The organism is Noviherbaspirillum album (assembly GCF_035916955.1).
In the GTDB taxonomy this organism is placed as follows: Bacteria; Pseudomonadota; Gammaproteobacteria; order Burkholderiales; family Burkholderiaceae_D; genus Noviherbaspirillum; species Noviherbaspirillum album.
Map to the genome: position 1 here is coordinate 1 of NZ_JAWIIV010000042.1, position 15,452 is coordinate 15,452.

The 15,452-nt window shown below is 59.5% G+C and carries 13 protein-coding genes and 1 pseudogene; 11 read left to right on the forward strand and 3 right to left on the reverse strand.

The window, feature by feature from the left end; translation table 11 throughout:
* Together RY831_RS28135 and tkt are read right to left on the reverse strand one after the other, a co-directional pair.
* A pseudogene (locus RY831_RS28135) lies at window positions 1-75 on the reverse strand (aldehyde dehydrogenase); the annotation flags it as partial.
* Window positions 76-168: 93 nt separating this feature from the next.
* Entirely contained in the window at window positions 169-2,163 is a 1,995-nt protein-coding gene (gene tkt / locus RY831_RS28140; RefSeq protein WP_326509652.1) for a transketolase, read from the reverse strand.
* Here tkt and RY831_RS28145 point away from each other — a divergent pair.
* The 10 genes from RY831_RS28145 to RY831_RS28190 all read left to right on the forward strand — a co-directional run bounded on the left by RY831_RS28145 (window position 2,162) and on the right by RY831_RS28190 (window position 12,381).
* Window positions 2,162-2,452 (forward strand): hypothetical protein, encoded by a 291-nt coding sequence (locus RY831_RS28145; protein ID WP_326509653.1) that lies wholly within the window; start codon window positions 2,162-2,164, stop codon window positions 2,450-2,452. The genes tkt and RY831_RS28145 overlap by 2 nt on opposite strands.
* An 82-nt stretch (window positions 2,453-2,534) precedes the next feature.
* Complete coding sequence (locus tag RY831_RS28150; protein ID WP_326509654.1) at window positions 2,535-3,260, forward strand: 16S rRNA (uracil(1498)-N(3))-methyltransferase; 726 nt, start codon at window positions 2,535-2,537, stop codon at window positions 3,258-3,260.
* A 175-nt stretch (window positions 3,261-3,435) separates the two neighbouring features.
* A complete protein-coding gene (locus RY831_RS28155; RefSeq protein ID WP_326509655.1) occupies window positions 3,436-3,855 on the forward strand; it encodes a YidB family protein in 420 nt (139 codons plus the stop codon).
* 60 nt (window positions 3,856-3,915) lie between these two features.
* Window positions 3,916-4,782, forward strand: coding sequence for a M90 family metallopeptidase (locus RY831_RS28160; RefSeq protein ID WP_326509656.1), 867 nt, complete (start codon window positions 3,916-3,918; stop codon window positions 4,780-4,782).
* A gap of 93 nt (window positions 4,783-4,875) precedes the next feature.
* Window positions 4,876-5,853, forward strand: a complete 978-nt coding sequence (locus RY831_RS28165; protein ID WP_326509657.1) for a bifunctional riboflavin kinase/FAD synthetase — start codon at window positions 4,876-4,878, stop codon at window positions 5,851-5,853.
* A 58-nt stretch (window positions 5,854-5,911) separates the two neighbouring features.
* Window positions 5,912-8,815 (forward strand): isoleucine--tRNA ligase, encoded by a 2,904-nt coding sequence (gene ileS, locus RY831_RS28170; protein WP_326509658.1) that lies wholly within the window; start codon window positions 5,912-5,914, stop codon window positions 8,813-8,815.
* Between the two features lie 121 nt (window positions 8,816-8,936).
* Window positions 8,937-9,458: a signal peptidase II gene (gene lspA, locus RY831_RS28175; RefSeq protein WP_326509659.1), complete on the forward strand. Its 522-nt coding sequence runs from the start codon at window positions 8,937-8,939 to the stop codon at window positions 9,456-9,458.
* 56 nt (window positions 9,459-9,514) lie between these two features.
* Entirely contained in the window at window positions 9,515-10,708 is a 1,194-nt protein-coding gene (coaBC, locus tag RY831_RS28180; protein WP_326509660.1) for a bifunctional phosphopantothenoylcysteine decarboxylase/phosphopantothenate--cysteine ligase CoaBC, read from the forward strand.
* A gap of 88 nt (window positions 10,709-10,796) precedes the next feature.
* A complete protein-coding gene (gene dut, locus RY831_RS28185; protein WP_326509661.1) occupies window positions 10,797-11,246 on the forward strand; it encodes a dUTP diphosphatase in 450 nt (149 codons plus the stop codon).
* A gap of 13 nt (window positions 11,247-11,259) precedes the next feature.
* On the forward strand, window positions 11,260-12,381 hold the full coding sequence (locus tag RY831_RS28190) for a M48 family metalloprotease (RefSeq protein WP_326509662.1): 1,122 nt from the start codon (window positions 11,260-11,262) through the stop codon (window positions 12,379-12,381).
* Window positions 12,382-12,650: 269 nt separating this feature from the next.
* On the opposite strand, the gene RY831_RS28195 is transcribed toward RY831_RS28190, so the two are convergent.
* Complete coding sequence (locus tag RY831_RS28195; protein ID WP_326509663.1) at window positions 12,651-13,547, reverse strand: alpha/beta hydrolase; 897 nt, start codon at window positions 13,545-13,547, stop codon at window positions 12,651-12,653.
* A gap of 694 nt (window positions 13,548-14,241) precedes the next feature.
* Here RY831_RS28195 and RY831_RS28200 point away from each other — a divergent pair.
* On the forward strand, window positions 14,242-15,420 hold the full coding sequence (locus RY831_RS28200; RefSeq protein ID WP_326509664.1) for a GGDEF domain-containing protein: 1,179 nt from the start codon (window positions 14,242-14,244) through the stop codon (window positions 15,418-15,420).
* The last annotated feature ends 32 nt before the right edge of the window (window positions 15,421-15,452 follow it).

The window sequence follows — 15,452 nt, forward strand, 5'->3', positions numbered from 1 at the left end:
GCCGCCTTCGTAGTGGGCACGAAGGATGTTGCGGCCGATACGGCCATAGCCGTTGATTGCGACACGAATTGTCATGGTTTTCTCCTGAATGAAAAAGCACGGTAATCATTCAGCCCTCTCCCGCGCAGCAAGCCTGCATGCGGGAGAGGCGCTGGAAATTCTTAAGCCTTAAGCCAACACCGACTTCACCTTGGCCACGACATTGTCGGTCGTGAAGCCGAAGTGCTTGAACAGCACGCCCGCCGGAGCGGATTCGCCAAAGCTGTCGATGCCGACCACGGCGCCTTCGAGTCCGACGTACTTGTACCAGAAGTCCGTCACGCCGGCCTCGATCGCCACGCGCGGCAAGCCCTTCGGCAGCACGCTGGCCTTGTAGGCCGCATCCTGGCGGTCGAACACATCGGTGCTAGGCATGGACACCACGCGCACCGCGATGCCCTGCTTGGCCAGTTCGTCGGCCGATTTGACGGCCAGCTCGATTTCAGAGCCGGTTGCGATCAGCACCGCCTTGGCGTCGGCCGCATCGCGCAGCACGTACGCGCCACGCTGGATGTCGGCGATCTGCTGCGCGCTTCGCTCCATGAACGGCAGGTTCTGGCGCGAGAAGATCAGCGTGCTCGGACCGTTGCGGCGCTTGACCGCCTCGCGCCATGCAATCGCCGATTCCACGGTATCGCACGGACGCCAGTTGTCCAGGTTCGGGATCAGGCGCAGGCTGGAGATGTGCTCGACCGACTGGTGGGTCGGGCCGTCTTCGCCCAGGCCGATCGAATCGTGCGTGAACACGAACAGCGAACGGATCTTCATCAGTGCCGCCATGCGGATCGCATTGCGGCTGTAATCGGAAAACGTCAGGAAGGTCGCGCCGAACGGCAGATAGCCGCCGTGCAGTGCGATGCCGTTCATGATCGCGCTCATGCCGAACTCGCGCACACCGTAATTGATGTGGTTGCCCGGCTGCTCGCTGCGTACCGCCACGCTTTCCTTCCAGTTGGTCAGGTTGGAACCGGTCAGGTCAGCCGAACCGCCGAGGAATTCCGGCAGCACCGGTGCCAATGCCTGGATCGCGTTCTGGCTGGCCTTGCGGGTTGCGATGGTTTCCTTCTTCTCCACGCAGCTGGCAATGTAGGCGTCCATCGCGGCATCGAGGTTGCCGGGCAGCTCGCCTTTCATGCGGCGCTGCAGCTCGCCTGCCTGTTGCGGATAGCGCTCGTCATAAGCCTTGAACAATGCATTCCATTCGTTTTCCAGTGCCTGGCCTGCAGCTTTCGCATCCCATGCCGCATACACATCGGCGGGGATTTCGAAAGGCGCGTGCGACCATGAAATTGCATCGCGCGTCGCGGCGATTTCCTTGTCGCCGAGAGCCGCGCCGTGCACCTTGTCGCTGCCCTGCATATTAGGCGCGCCTTTGCCTATGACTGTCTTGCAGCAGATCAAGGTTGGTTTATCGGAAGTTTTCGCCTGCGCAATCGCGGCGTCGACGGCGTTCACATCGTGGCCATCGACGTCAGGGATGACGTTCCAGCCGTAGGCTTCGAAGCGCTTGGGCGTGTCGTCGGTGAACCAGCCGTCGACCTTGCCGTCAATGGAGATGCCATTGTCGTCATAGAGCGCGATCAGCTTGTTCAGGCGCAGCGTGCCTGCCAGCGAGCAGGCTTCGTGCGAAATGCCTTCCATCAGGCAGCCGTCGCCCATGAAGACGTAGGTGTAGTGGTCGACGATGTCGAAGCCGGGCTTGTTGAATTCGGCGGCCAGCAGCTTCTCGGCGAGCGCCATGCCGACGGCGTTGGTGATGCCCTGGCCGAGCGGCCCGGTGCTGGTTTCAACGCCTTCGGTGATTTCGTATTCCGGATGACCGGGCGTCTTGGAATGCAGCTGGCGGAAATTCTTGATCTCGTCCATCGACAGCCTGTAGCCGCTCAGGTGCAGCAATGCATATTGCAGCATCGAGCCATGGCCGTTGGAAACGACGAAGCGGTCGCGGTTGATCCAGCGCGGGTTGACCGGATTGTGGCGATGGTGCCTTGCCCACAGGGCAACGGCGATTTCTGCCATGCCCATCGGCATGCCGGGGTGGCCGGAATTTGCCTTTTGTACTGCGTCCATCGCCAGTGCGCGGATCGCATTGGCCATCTTGTCGGTGGGGAGAGTGGAAGTCATGTCAAATCAAGGTATGTGGCGGATCTTGGAGCGGCTTGCGGTGCGCGGCGATGGTTTCGGACCATTTCTGCGCAGGATGGTGCAAAGCCCGTTATTTTACCAGACTGAGTCTGCCGCCATTAAAATCGGGGCATCATGTTTTGCCAATCAAGAACGCCGGGCTGGATCCATCACGGAGTCTGGATTAAAGATTGACAACATATCTACTGAAAGCTGCCGATTGCCCATCGCATGCCGCATTGATCGGAAGGCAAAGATATCCGAAGGCATGGAAAACCGAAAAAAGTAAGAACAATGTGAAACTACGATCCGGCTGGGCTCTTCCAGGCTTGCCAGTTCAACATCATTCAGCGTCATTCAACCTCCCGACCATGCCTAGATTCTTCCTCCAGCAACCACTCGCCATCGGCGGACTAGTTTCGCTTCCCGATTCAATTACCCATCATATACATGTGCTCCGGATGGCCATCGGCGACATGGTCACCCTGTTCAACGGCGAGGGCGGAGAATATACGGCGACTCTCGCCAGCATTGAAAAGCGCAGGGCTGTCGCGGAAGTCAAGACTTTCTCGCCGCGCGAATCCGAGCTGCCGTATGCAATCACGCTTGCGCAGGGCTTGCCTGAGGGGTCGAAAATGGACTGGATCATGGAAAAAGCCGTAGAACTCGGCGCGACCACGATCCAGCCGCTCGCCGCCCAGCGTTCGGTCGTGCGCCTGAGCGCCGAACGCGCCGAAAAAAAGCTGCAGCACTGGCGCGGCATCATCGAGGCCGCCGCCGAACAATGCGGTCGCAACCGCCTTCCCCATGTCTGCGAACCGGTGCAGTTCGGCGACTGGATAGGCCGGCAGGATTTGCACCGCCGCATCCTGCTGACGCCGCGCGCCGAACAGTCATTGTCCGATTGGGCAAGGCACCACCCGCCACAGGCCGTTACAGTGATGATCGGCCCCGAGGGCGGCTTCACCGAACAGGAGGAAAGCGCCGCTGCGAATCACGGCGTGCTGCTGTTGTCGATCGGGAAACGGGTATTACGCACCGAAACCGCCGGGCTGGCAGCCTTGGCCGGCATCAATGCGGTGTGGGGAGAATTTTAAGCTTGCGCAAACGTACTGACGTCGTACTTGCAGTGCATTTGGGCGTAAATTTTTAGTGTTTCAAGGGAACTTTTCGAGCCTTGAATGGAGATCAAACTTTGCTTCGATTGCCGCGCGCAAATATCCGGTTTGCCCTAAGGTGACTGCTTTATTCAATCCGCATCTGGAGGCACCCATGGGACTGCTCGACAAGGCATTCGACATGCTCGGAGACAATCATCTGCCGTTGATGGATTCGCGCACGCGACTCCTTCAGGCCGCGCTGGCGCTGATCGCCAACAATGGCCAGACCGGCGGTCTGCATGGGCTGGTCGAGAAATTCCAGGAGGCCGGCATGGGCAACGTGATCCGGTCCTGGATCGGTTCCGGCCCGAATGTCGCGCTTACGACAACCCAGATGGAACAGGTGCTGGGCGAGGGCCATCTGCAGCAGATTGCCGAGGAAACCGGCTACACCGAACATGAGGCGGCCGAACACCTGAGCGAAATGCTGCCCGACCTGATCGACCAGCTCACGCCTTCCGGACAGGTGCCCCAGGGCGGCGTCGGCAACATGAGCGCGCTGCTCGATCATTTCATGGGCGGTTATCATTAAGTTGTCGCCTGTCTGCGATACGATCGGGCAAGACGCTTGAATATCCGCGACAATGGCGCCATGCAATGGTTAAAAAATCTTCTCTTCCGGGATAAGCCCAGCATTCCCGATACACTCTGGCAGGCGTGCGTCGCGCGCCTGCCGTTCCTGGACCGCCTTGACGACGCCGATCTGGCGCGTCTCAAGGCACTGTGCGAGGACCTGCTTCATCGCAAGACCGTTACCGGGGCGGGCGGCTTCCTGCTGTCGGACGAAATCGCAGTCATTATCGCCGCCCAGGCCTGCCTTCCCGTCCTCAACCTCAGCCTCGACCTGTACGACGACATGGCGGGGATCATTGTCTATCCCGATGCCTTCATTATTCCCCAGACCGAGGTCGATGAAGCCGGCGTAGTGCATGAATGGCAGGAACCGGTGTCCGGGGAAGCCATCGATGCGGGCGGCGCCGTCGTGCTGTCATGGGAAGATGCGGAAGACGTGGAGGTGCCGGGCTACAACGTGGTCATCCACGAATTTGCGCACAAGATCGACATGACTACCGGCGTGCCCAACGGCTACCCGCCGTTTTTCCCGGACTGGCATCAGAACCTGGACGCCACCGAATGGCGCGATGTGTTCAGCAGCGCCTACGAGGATTTCCACGAACACGTGGAACTGCTGGAATCCCGCCTGCCCGAGGATTTCGACGACACCATCGATGCCCATGCCGCCTACTACGACGAACTGGCCGCCGACCTTCCGCTGGATCCCTATGCGGCAAGGCATCCGGCCGAATTCTTCGCGGTGGCGTCGGAGGCGTTCTTCGTGCATCCCGAGCCGCTTGCCCTCGCCTACCCCGATGTTTTCCGCCTGCTCAAGGCCTATTACCGGCAGGACCCGCTTGCCGATACCGGGCGCACCCGGCCGCAGGAGCGCTACCTGCATTGACATTTTGTCATGCCACCGAGGCTTGCGAAGCGGAAAAGACCGGGAAAGCGCTTATAATCACCGGTTTTGCACCAGAGATCTCCGGCCATCCCAATGAAGGTATTTCGCGGACTTCCCAACGCCGAATCGCGTGCGCCCTGTGCGCTGACGATCGGCAACTTCGACGGCGTGCATCGCGGCCACCAGGCCCTGCTGTCGCACGTGCGCGAAGCGGCGGCGCGGCTTGGCGTCGAGGCAGCGGTCATGACCTTCGAACCGCATCCGCGCGAATTCTTTGCGCGCCTCGCCGGCGACCTGTCGCGCGCGCCGGCCCGCATCGCCAACCTGCGCGACAAGCTGCAGTCGCTGTCCAATGCCGGCATCGACCGCGTGATCGTCGAGCACTTCAATGCCCATTTCGCATCCATGTCGCCGGAGGACTTCGTCGAGAAGGTGCTGGTCGAGGGCCTGCACGTGAAATGGCTGATGGTGGGCGAGGATTTCTGCTATGGCACCAGGCGCGCCGGCAATGTTGCCAGCCTGATCGAGGCCGGCAAAAAGTACGGCTTCCATGTGGAAGCGATGCCGGCGGTCACCAATGACGGCGTGCGCATTTCATCGTCGGCAGTGCGCGCCGCGCTCGCGGCTAGCGATTTTCCGCTCGCCGCCACGCTGCTCGGCCATCCCTACGCAATATCCGGCCATGTCATCCACGGCAAGAAGCTCGGGCGCACCATCGGCTTTCCGACCATGAACCTGCGCATCGCCCACAAGCGGCCCGCGCTGTCAGGCATCTTCGTCGTGCAGGTGCACGGACTGGCGGCGCATCCGTTGCCCGGCGTGGCCAGCCTCGGCGTGCGTCCCACCGTCGAGGACGGCGGGCGCGTGCTGCTGGAAACCTACCTGTTCGACTATGCCGAGCAATGCTACGGAAAGATCGTCCGCGTCGAATTTCTCAAGAAGCTGCGCGACGAAGAAAAATATGTCGATCTCCCCACGCTGACCGCCGCCATCGAAAGCGACGTGCAGCAGGCGCGCCAGTTCTTCAAGGAACGCGAAACGCTCGCGGTCTCCGCCACCGACCGAATTTGACGATCAGACGCGCGGCCGCATCCGTTTGATCCACAGAATTTTTACCATTGAAACCATCATGTCCGAGCAAAAAAACAAGTATCCGGTCAACCTGACCGAAACCGCCTTTCCGATGCGTGGCGACCTCGCCAAGCGCGAACCGAAATGGGTCAAGGAATGGCAGGACAAGAAGATCTACCAGCGCATTCGCAAGGCCTCCAAGGGACGTCCCAAGTTCATCCTGCACGACGGACCGCCGTATGCGAACGGCGACATCCATATCGGCCATGCGGTCAACAAGATCCTCAAGGACATGATCGTCAAGGCCCGCAACATGGCTGGTTTCGATGCGCAGTACGTGCCTGGCTGGGATTGCCACGGCATGCCGATCGAAATCCAGATCGAGAAGCAGTTCGGCAAGAACCTGCCGACCGCAGAGGTGCTGGCCAAGTCCCGCGCCTATGCGTCGGAACAGATCGAGCGCCAGAAGAAGGACTTCATCCGCCTCGGCGTACTGGGCGAGTGGGACAACCCCTACAAGACCATGAACTTCGGCAACGAGGCCGACGAAATCCGCGCGCTCGGCACCATTCTCGACAAGGGCTTCGTCTACCGCGGCCTGAAACCGGTGAACTGGTGCTTCGACTGCGGCTCGGCGCTGGCCGAGGCGGAAGTGGAATACCAGGACAAGCGCGACCCCGAGATCTACGTCGGCTTTCCCGCCGCTGACCGCGATGCGCTGGCAAAGGCGTTCGGGCTGGCCAACCTGCCCGCCGACCCGGTCTATGCCGTCATCTGGACCACGACGCCGTGGACCATTCCGTCGAACCAGGCACTGAACGTCCATCCCGAATTCAGCTACCGCCTGCTCAGGATCGAAGCTGGCAAGCATCATGGCAAGCACGTGATCATCGCAGCCGACCTGGTCGACGCCTTCCTGAAGGATATCGCCGAAAAGGGGACTGACAAGGGGGCCGACAAGGAAGCCGCAGCCGGCGCGACCGTCACCGCCGCCGTGCTCGGTGAAACGACCGGCGCCAAGCTCGCGCATGTCCGCTTCAGGCATCCGTTCGCCGATCTCGATCCGGCCTACAACCGCTTCTCGCCGGTCTTCCTCGGGGAATACGTGACGCTCGATGCCGGTACCGGCATCGTTCACTCCGCGCCGGCCTACGGCGTGGAAGACTTCCTGTCGTGCAAGGCGCACGGCATGCGCGACGATGAAATCCTCAACCCGGTCATGGGTGACGGCAAGTATGCGTCCTGGCTGCCGTTCTTCGGCGGCATGGGCATCTGGGATGCGTCCAAGCCGATCTGTGAAAAGCTGGACGAAGTCGGCGCGCTGTTCGGTTTCGGCATCAAGCCCCACAGCTACATGCACTGCTGGCGCCACAAGACGCCGATCATCTACCGCGCGACCTCCCAGTGGTTCGCCGGCATGGACAGCGTTCCGAAGAACGGCGGCCCCACGCTGCGCGAAACCGCGCTCGCCGGCATCGAAGCCACCGCCTTCTTCCCGAGCTGGGGCAAGGCGCGCCTGCACGGCATGATCGCCAACCGGCCCGACTGGACCCTCTCGCGCCAGCGCCAGTGGGGCGTGCCGATGGCCTTCTTCGTGCACAAGGAGACCGGCGAACTGCATCCGCGCACGCCGGAGCTGCTGGAGGAAGTGGCCAGGCGCGTCGCCGAACAGGGCATCGAAGCCTGGCAGGCGCTCGACCCGAAGGAATTGCTCGGCGCCGATGCCGACATGTATGTGAAGAACAAGGATACGCTCGACGTCTGGTTCGATTCCGGGACGACGCACCAGACCGTGCTGCGCGGCTCGCATGCGGAACAGTCGCAGTTTCCCGCCGACCTCTACCTCGAAGGCTCCGACCAGCACCGCGGCTGGTTCCACTCCTCGCTGCTGACGTCGTCGATGATCAACGGCCAGCCGCCCTACAAGGCACTACTGACGCACGGCTTCGTGGTCGACGGCGAAGGCAAGAAGATGTCCAAGTCCAAGGGCAACGTGGTGGCGCCGCAGAAGGTGTCCGACACGCTGGGCGCGGAAATCCTGCGCTTGTGGGTGGCGTCAACCGACTACTCCGGCGAGCTGTCGATTTCCGACGAGATCCTCAAGCGCGTGGTGGAAGCCTATCGCCGCATCCGCAACACCCTGCGCTTCCTGCTGGCCAACACTTCCGACTTCGACCCGAAGAAGGATGCGGTGCCGGTGGCCGAGATGCTCGAGATCGACCGCTATGCAATCGCCCGCATGGCCGAGCTGCAGGCGGAGCTGCTGCAGCATTATGAAGTGTACGAATTCCATCCCGTGGTGGCCAAGCTGCAGGGCTATTGCTCGGAAGACCTCGGCGGCTTCTATCTCGATATCCTGAAGGACCGCCTGTACACCGGCGGCACCACCTCAGCTGCGAGGCGTTCCGCGCAGACTGCGATCTGGCACATCAGTCAGGCCTTGCTGCGCGTGATGGCGCCGATCCTGTCGTTCACCTCCGAAGAGGCATGGGCGGTATTCGCCGGTCCGGAAGGCTATGCGGAGAGCGACGAAACCATTTTCACCCAAACCTACTATGCCCTGCCCCAGATTGCCGACGCGGCAAGCCTGCTGGCGCGCTTTGCCGCGCTGCGCGAGGTGCGCACCTCGGTGACCAAGCAGCTCGAGGAAGTGCGGGCCGCCGGCGGCATCGGCTCCTCGCTGCAGGCGGAAATCGAGATCAAGGCCAGCGGCGACAAGTTCGCGCTGCTCAACAGCCTCGGCGACGACCTTAAGTTCGTTTTCATCACGTCGCAAGCAAAGGTGACGAGGGTCGGCAGCGAGGCCGAGGAAGGCGTCGTCGTCACGCCGTCGGCTCACCAGAAATGCGAGCGCTGCTGGCATTACCGGGCCGATGTGAGCGCGCATGCCGAACATCCCGGCATCTGCGGCCGCTGCGTCAGCAACCTGTTCGGCAAGGGAGAGCCGCGCAAGGCCGCCTGATGCGGCGCACCGCCCCGCGGAGAGACGCCTGCCGCATCGAGCGGCTCTCCCTGGAAATCATGCATGGCCACACGTTCAATCGGTCCGCACGGCGTGCGGACCGCAACTCTTCGCAACCAATATGGCATCCAAACAAAAGAGCTTCAAGACCCTTTCCTCGAGCCCGCGGACCAGCATCGCGCCCTGGCTCGGCATTGCTGCCATCATCATCCTGATCGACCAGATCACCAAGATCACGGTCAACAAGATGCTCGTATTCGGGGAATCGCGTCCCGTCACTTCCTTTTTCAATCTGGTGCTGGCCTATAACAAGGGCGCGGCCTTCAGCTTCCTCGCCAGCGAATCCGGCTGGCAGCGCTATTTCTTCACCGGCATCGCGATCGCCGCCGCCATCTTCATCGTTTACCTGCTCAAGCGACATGCAGGGCAGCGGCTGTTCTGCTGGGCGCTGGCATTGATCCTCGGCGGCGCTATCGGCAACCTGATCGACCGGGTGCTCTACGGCCATGTGATCGACTTCCTCGACTTCTACATTCCCAATTCCAGCCTGCCGCACTGGCCGGCGTTCAATGTGGCGGACATGGCGATCGTCGGCGGTGCCGCCCTGTTCATCGTGGATGAGTTGCGGCGGGTCGGCAAGTAGGCGGTTGACTACGCTGCTAAACTTGCCTGTTCGGAACCGACTTCAGAAAGCAACGCATGGACCTCGCCGGTAAAAAGATCGTTCTAGGCCTCACAGGAGGCGTCGCCTGTTACAAAGCCGCCGAACTCACGCGCGGCCTGAGCAAGGCTGGCGCCGAGGTGCAGGTGGTCATGACGAATGCGGCCACCCATTTCATCACGCCGGTGACCATGCAGGCCCTGTCGGGCCGCACGGTACATACCGATCAGTGGGATGCGCGCATTGCCAACAACATGCCGCATATCGACCTGACGCGCGATGCCGACGCCATCGTCATCGCGCCCTGCTCGGCCGATTTCATGTTCAAGCTGGCGCATGGTGCCTGCGACGATCTGCTGTCGACGCTGTGCGTGGCGCGCCCGATGACAGTACCGCTGATGATCGCGCCGGCGATGAATGTCGAAATGTGGCAGAACCCGGCTACCCAGCGCAACGTCGCCCAGCTGCGCGCCGACGGCATCGCACTGCTCGGACCGGATGCAGGCGAGCAGGCCTGCGGCGAAACGGGAATGGGCCGCATGCTGGAACCGGAACAGCTGATCGAGGAAATCATCGCTTCGTTTCAGTCCAAAGTCCTCGCCGGCAAGCGCGTGCTGCTGACCGCCGGTCCGACCTTTGAGCCCATCGATCCGGTGCGCGGCATCACCAATCTTTCCTCCGGCAAGATGGGTTACGCGATCGCCCGCGCCGCGCGCGAAGCCGGCGCGGAAGTGACGCTCGTCTCCGGTCCCACCGCGCTCGACACGCCCTACGGCGTTCACCGCATCAACGTGCAGACCGCGCAGCAGATGCATGACGTGGTACTGTCGCGCGTCGGCGGACAGGATGTCTTCATTGCCGTGGCCGCCGTGGCGGACTGGCGCGTCGCCAATGCCAGCGGGCAGAAGCTGAAGAAGAACGGCGCCGGCGACGTGCCCCGGCTCGACTTCGCACAGAACCCGGACATCCTTGCCGCCGTCGCCGCACTGCCAGGCAGGCCCTATTGCGTCGGCTTCGCCGCCGAGTCGGAAAAGCTGCTGGAGTACGGCGAGGAGAAGCGCAAGCGCAAGGGCATTCCTCTCCTCGTCGGCAACATCGGCCACCAGACCTTCGGCAAGGATGAAAACGAGCTCGTGCTGTTCGACGATGCCGGACATCAGCGCCTGCCGCGCGCCGACAAGCGCATGCTCGGCCGGCTGCTCGTCGGCGAGATCGCGCGCCGCCTCGGATAGGAGCCTGGACAGGCTCCAGTAAACCTAGCTGTATCTTTTTGTAATGAACGGCGCGAGCGCCGAATGCCTACACTTATTCTTACATTTCATGAAAACCATTGACGTCAAGATTCTAGACCCCCGGATGAAGGAACAACTGCCCGCCTATGCAACGCCGGGCAGCGCCGGCCTCGACCTGCGTGCCTGCATCGATGCGCCGCTCACCATCAAGGCGGGCGAGACTCACCTGGTACCGACCGGACTGGCAATCCATATCGCCGATCCCGCTTATGCGGCGATGATCCTGCCTCGCAGCGGCATGGGCCACAAGCACGGCATCGTACTCGGCAACCTGGTTGGCCTGATCGATTCCGATTACCAGGGCCAGTTGATGGTGTCGACATGGAACCGCGGGCAGAACGATTTCACGCTGAATCCGATGGAACGGCTGGCGCAGCTCGTGATCGTGCCGGTCCTGCAGGTCGGCTTCAACGTGGTCGAAGAATTCGGCGACAGCGAACGCGGCATCGGCGGTTTCGGCAGTACCGGCAAACACTAAGGGAGAATCATTGATGCATTCAGCCAAGCGGCCGATCCGCCTGCTTTCATTACCCATGCTGTCCGCCGCCGGCAAGCACCTTGCACTTGTGCCTGCCGCCTTATTGCTGGCCGCCTGCGCGACCACCACGACCAGCACCACGGAACCCGGTGCGGCGTCGCGTCCTGCGGAGCAGGTGGCACGGCCTGCCGTTCCGGCAGCACCTACACCGGAAGAGTTGACGCTGAAGTCGCTGGTGGCGCTGCAGGACCGGCTGTACCGCGTTGCGGCACCCCTGATCATCAGCAATCCGGAGCTGTGCAAGGCTAACGCACGCAATCTGCTTGGCTTTACCGCAAAGAACCGGTACTCATATTCGCAGGACTATGTCAGTGCCGCGCAAACAGCACTTGGCCTGGGCGACCAGCTTCAGATCATGGGCGTGCTTGAGGGCAGCGGTGCCTCGCGCGCCGGCGTGCGCCCCGGCGACAGCATCCTGGCGGTTGAAGGACAGCGCCTGCCGGAAGGGCAGAATGCCGAGCGCCAGGCCGCCGGCATCCTCGCTCCGATCGTGACCAAGCGCTCCAGCGTCAAGCTGTCGCTGGTGCGCGAGGGCTCGGAAATCGAGGTAACCGTACCACTCACGTTCGCCTGCGCCTACGGCTTCGAACTCGGCAACACCGACATCGTCAATGCTTACTCGGACGGACATCGAGTGCTGGTCACGCGCGGCATGATGAATTTCGCTCGCACCGACGACGAGCTTGCCTACGTGATCGCAAGGGAAATGGCGCACAATGCACTGGCCCATCCGGCGCGGCAGCGCACCAGCGCCACCATCGGCGGCGTGATCGACAACCTGACCCGCATCCGCCCCGACATGAGCATGATGACCGGGCTCGCCGGCATCAAGCCGATGCCGCAGTCCCAGGATGCGATGGCGGACAAGCTCGCGATCTACATGCTGGCGCGCGCCAATTACAAGGTCGACGGTGTCGTGCCGTTCTGGCGCCGGCTTGCGGCGCAGTATCCACCGAGCATGCTGAACGCGTACACGGCGCTGCATCCTTCGACCAACTATCGCGTCACGATTATTGAACGCACATTGAAGGACGTGCGCGCCAAGCAGGCGGCGAAGAAGCCGATCATGCCCTGATACCAATCCCAAGCCATTCCATGACATGAGATCGCATCTTTTCCCGCCTGGCGGCCTTGCCAGTCGAAAGAATCCATCGATCTCATCTGTCATGTCTGACTTAAGATTGGAATTAAGGCCTGCCAAGATTTTGGTGTGTGGCAAGCACTTTATCCACTTCCCCGCCAGTCAATAAAAATAGAAAGCTTTCCAGCTGCAACACGGTATTTTCCCAACCTCAATGACGTTGGGAAAATACCTATCCCAACGCCTGCAGATACAGGCGCAAATCATTTACCGGTGAAGTTGGTAAGCCATCGTAGATTATCTTCGAGTTGCCAAGCCTCTCCTCCCGATTGCCATGCGGGCTGAAGGGTGTCTTCGCTACTCGCGCATCCAGCGGAGCGCATGTAGCAGTGGTCGGCCAAGCCGCTGCTCATCCGTATTTGCTGCACCATATGCCAGCCACTTCCGTTAGGATTGACACACCCATTTGCCGTGAGACCGCAATTGAGACCTGTCACTTCCTGCATTTGGCTACGGACCGTAAGTTGATTCCCCCCCATGAATTCGTCAGCCTCCCCGTTGACGATGCGCAGGCGGTCGGCAGGCAGTACATGGTTGCCATTGGCCATACACTGTCGCAAGTCTGTGGAAGCATATTGCACTCCGGTTCCAAGCCCATAGGCCGCCTGTACGCGGGCATCGTAGTTCTTCGCCAGTACTGCCATGATGGAGCCCTGACTGAAGCCACCAACAACCAAGCCCTTACGGCAATCTGCCCCCTTGCGGGAACAGATTTGAGTAATTGCGCTTGCTGCGTTATCAGGGTCGAAGATGCACTTTGACTTCGAGCCAATGACATCGCAACTACCAAAAGCGGAATTACCGTATTCCACAGTCGCGGCGACATAACCTTTTGCCGCCATTCTTTTTACCGCCTCAAGAGCGGATGCATTAGTAAAATTTTCCCATGTTCCAACCATATATACAAAGACCGGATGCTTGCCTGGTGCTGTAGGCTCCATTCCAACTATGTTGTAGGTGCTGGAGCACTCCCCCCCAGATGGACTGGCTCCGTTATAGGTCATTGTAAAATTCGTCTGAGCCCACGCAGCGGCACTTAAGAGCATGCCACTACAAAGTACACCCGCCTTTTTTAAAAACTGCATCGCGCCTTGTCTCATCTCTGTCCTCGTCTTGTTTGAAAAATCGTCATCGGCCTATGAAAACGAAGGCTGTGACGTACAACATATTGCAAACTGCATGCCGAAGATAAAACCTTGACCATTTGTGCGGCAATGATGAAAGACGGGCTCTTGGATTTTTATCAAAGGCCGGGACGGATGTTTCGCACAATGGAATTGGGAGTCCAGTTCCTTTAACATCATTCGTGCGCGTGTACTTCCCCTAAATTCTTTTCAGAAGTTTCCACTGCTACCCAGTGATCGGCAATGAATAAGGACCTAATGTCGCAATGGGTTCACATGGCCTGCAATCTTGCTTGAGTACTGCGCACACCAACATGTCCGGAACCTGCGTTCCATCCGGTTGTACGTACTCCTTTTCAACGAGGTTGAAAATTGTGTAGCGAAACGCTTGGATGACCGCCATGGCGTCTACCTGCGCGTGCTCGGGCGCAGCCATATCTCGCATCGAATACAAGCTCCCAGTAATTCCTGCTTCATACGCCCCGAAATTCGCAAATAGGCTGGGTTCGTATCTTCACTTATTCAGCCCCACGCCTTGCTTTTTATTTGCTCAAAATGCAATCGGCGCCTGCTTTCTTCCCATAATCATAGATGTTGCGATACAGAAATACTTGTTAAAATGGGATATTCAGAAAATGAATTCCCGTGCAAGACGCATTAGGAGAAACCAGTGTTAGGCACCAAAGGCGCTTTTTCCATCGCAGCACTTCTGTGCTTTGTGATGATACTGGTGGTGTACTCCGTAAAAGATAGCCGAGTGCCCGGCGTTCGTACACTTCTTGTCGCAAACCTACTTGGATTGGGGGCGAACTTCCTCTACGGCTTTGGGAGAAGCTTGCATCCTTTTGTGGCGTACGAAGTTGCAAACACGCTTTACATAGCTGCGTCGTTAGCAACCCTTGTCACCTTCCGTAGATTCTTCAATCGCCCTCCGCTTACTATTTTTCTGGTCTGTGTTCTAGCAATATTCCTGGTGCTGATTTCCACCTTCCATTACGGTTTTAATTCGTACACCGCACGCCTGGTCACCGTCTCGACTTATCAAGCGAGTATTGGACTTGCAATAGCAATCACCATCTTCAATGCACGTGATACGTGGTCTTCAGCGAAATATCCATTTATTTTTTCTTTAAGCGCAGCTTGCGTGATCTTCTGCGGACATACCTATCGAGTTGCGCAACAGTTCTTGCGGTCGGATGCCCCTCGTACGCTCCATGACGCGACTGAGTGGAATGTCCTTCTTATCGCTGTAGGAGCGTTCACATTCCCGATACTCACCTTGGGAGGACTGCTGATAGTTCATCGAAAGATGATGTCTGCTGCGGAATACGCGGCCAATCATGACTTTCTTACCGGAGCATGGTCAAGGCGCGCATTCTTTGAAATCGGTGAACGTGAATTAACTTTGGCAGACCGGAAAAACCGCAAGCTGTCCGTCATGGTCCTGGACTTGGACAACATGAAGGCTATAAACGACACTTTTGGGCATGCATCCGGAGATGAAGCCCTGACATGTTTTGTTAAAAACGTCACAGAACGTCTTCGAGCGTCCGACTATCTCGGCCGGTTCGGGGGTGATGAATTCGTCGTTCTTATGCCTGAGACGGACTTGCCTACTGCGATTTCAGTTGCAAATCGGCTTCTTTGCCAAATCGGCAAATCCGAAGACAAGACATCTCAAAACGGAGGTACTACCCGCCACCCCAGTTTTAGTGTTGGCGTCGCATGTCGGCTCCCGCGTGAAAGCTTTCAATCATTGCTGAAGCGCGCCGATGTCGCCTTATATAAAGCAAAAATCGAAGGTCGTAGTCAAGTTGTGGCTTCTGAAGAACCACTCTTAATTAGTTGACCGCTCAAGGCTTATGAACGTCACACGGCTCC

Coding starts and splice junctions, on each gene's coding strand:
- RY831_RS28145 (WP_326509653.1), top strand. CDS start 2,162: ATGTCAAATCAAGGTATGTGGCGGATCTTGGAGCGGCTTGCGGTGCGC.
- tkt (WP_326509652.1), bottom strand. CDS start 2,163: ATGACTTCCACTCTCCCCACCGACAAGATGGCCAATGCGATCCGCGCA.
- RY831_RS28150 (WP_326509654.1), top strand. CDS start 2,535: ATGCCTAGATTCTTCCTCCAGCAACCACTCGCCATCGGCGGACTAGTT.
- RY831_RS28155 (WP_326509655.1), top strand. CDS start 3,436: ATGGGACTGCTCGACAAGGCATTCGACATGCTCGGAGACAATCATCTG.
- RY831_RS28160 (WP_326509656.1), top strand. CDS start 3,916: ATGCAATGGTTAAAAAATCTTCTCTTCCGGGATAAGCCCAGCATTCCC.
- RY831_RS28165 (WP_326509657.1), top strand. CDS start 4,876: ATGAAGGTATTTCGCGGACTTCCCAACGCCGAATCGCGTGCGCCCTGT.
- ileS (WP_326509658.1), top strand. CDS start 5,912: ATGTCCGAGCAAAAAAACAAGTATCCGGTCAACCTGACCGAAACCGCC.
- lspA (WP_326509659.1), top strand. CDS start 8,937: ATGGCATCCAAACAAAAGAGCTTCAAGACCCTTTCCTCGAGCCCGCGG.
- coaBC (WP_326509660.1), top strand. CDS start 9,515: ATGGACCTCGCCGGTAAAAAGATCGTTCTAGGCCTCACAGGAGGCGTC.
- dut (WP_326509661.1), top strand. CDS start 10,797: ATGAAAACCATTGACGTCAAGATTCTAGACCCCCGGATGAAGGAACAA.
- RY831_RS28190 (WP_326509662.1), top strand. CDS start 11,260: ATGCATTCAGCCAAGCGGCCGATCCGCCTGCTTTCATTACCCATGCTG.
- RY831_RS28195 (WP_326509663.1), bottom strand. CDS start 13,547: ATGAGACAAGGCGCGATGCAGTTTTTAAAAAAGGCGGGTGTACTTTGT.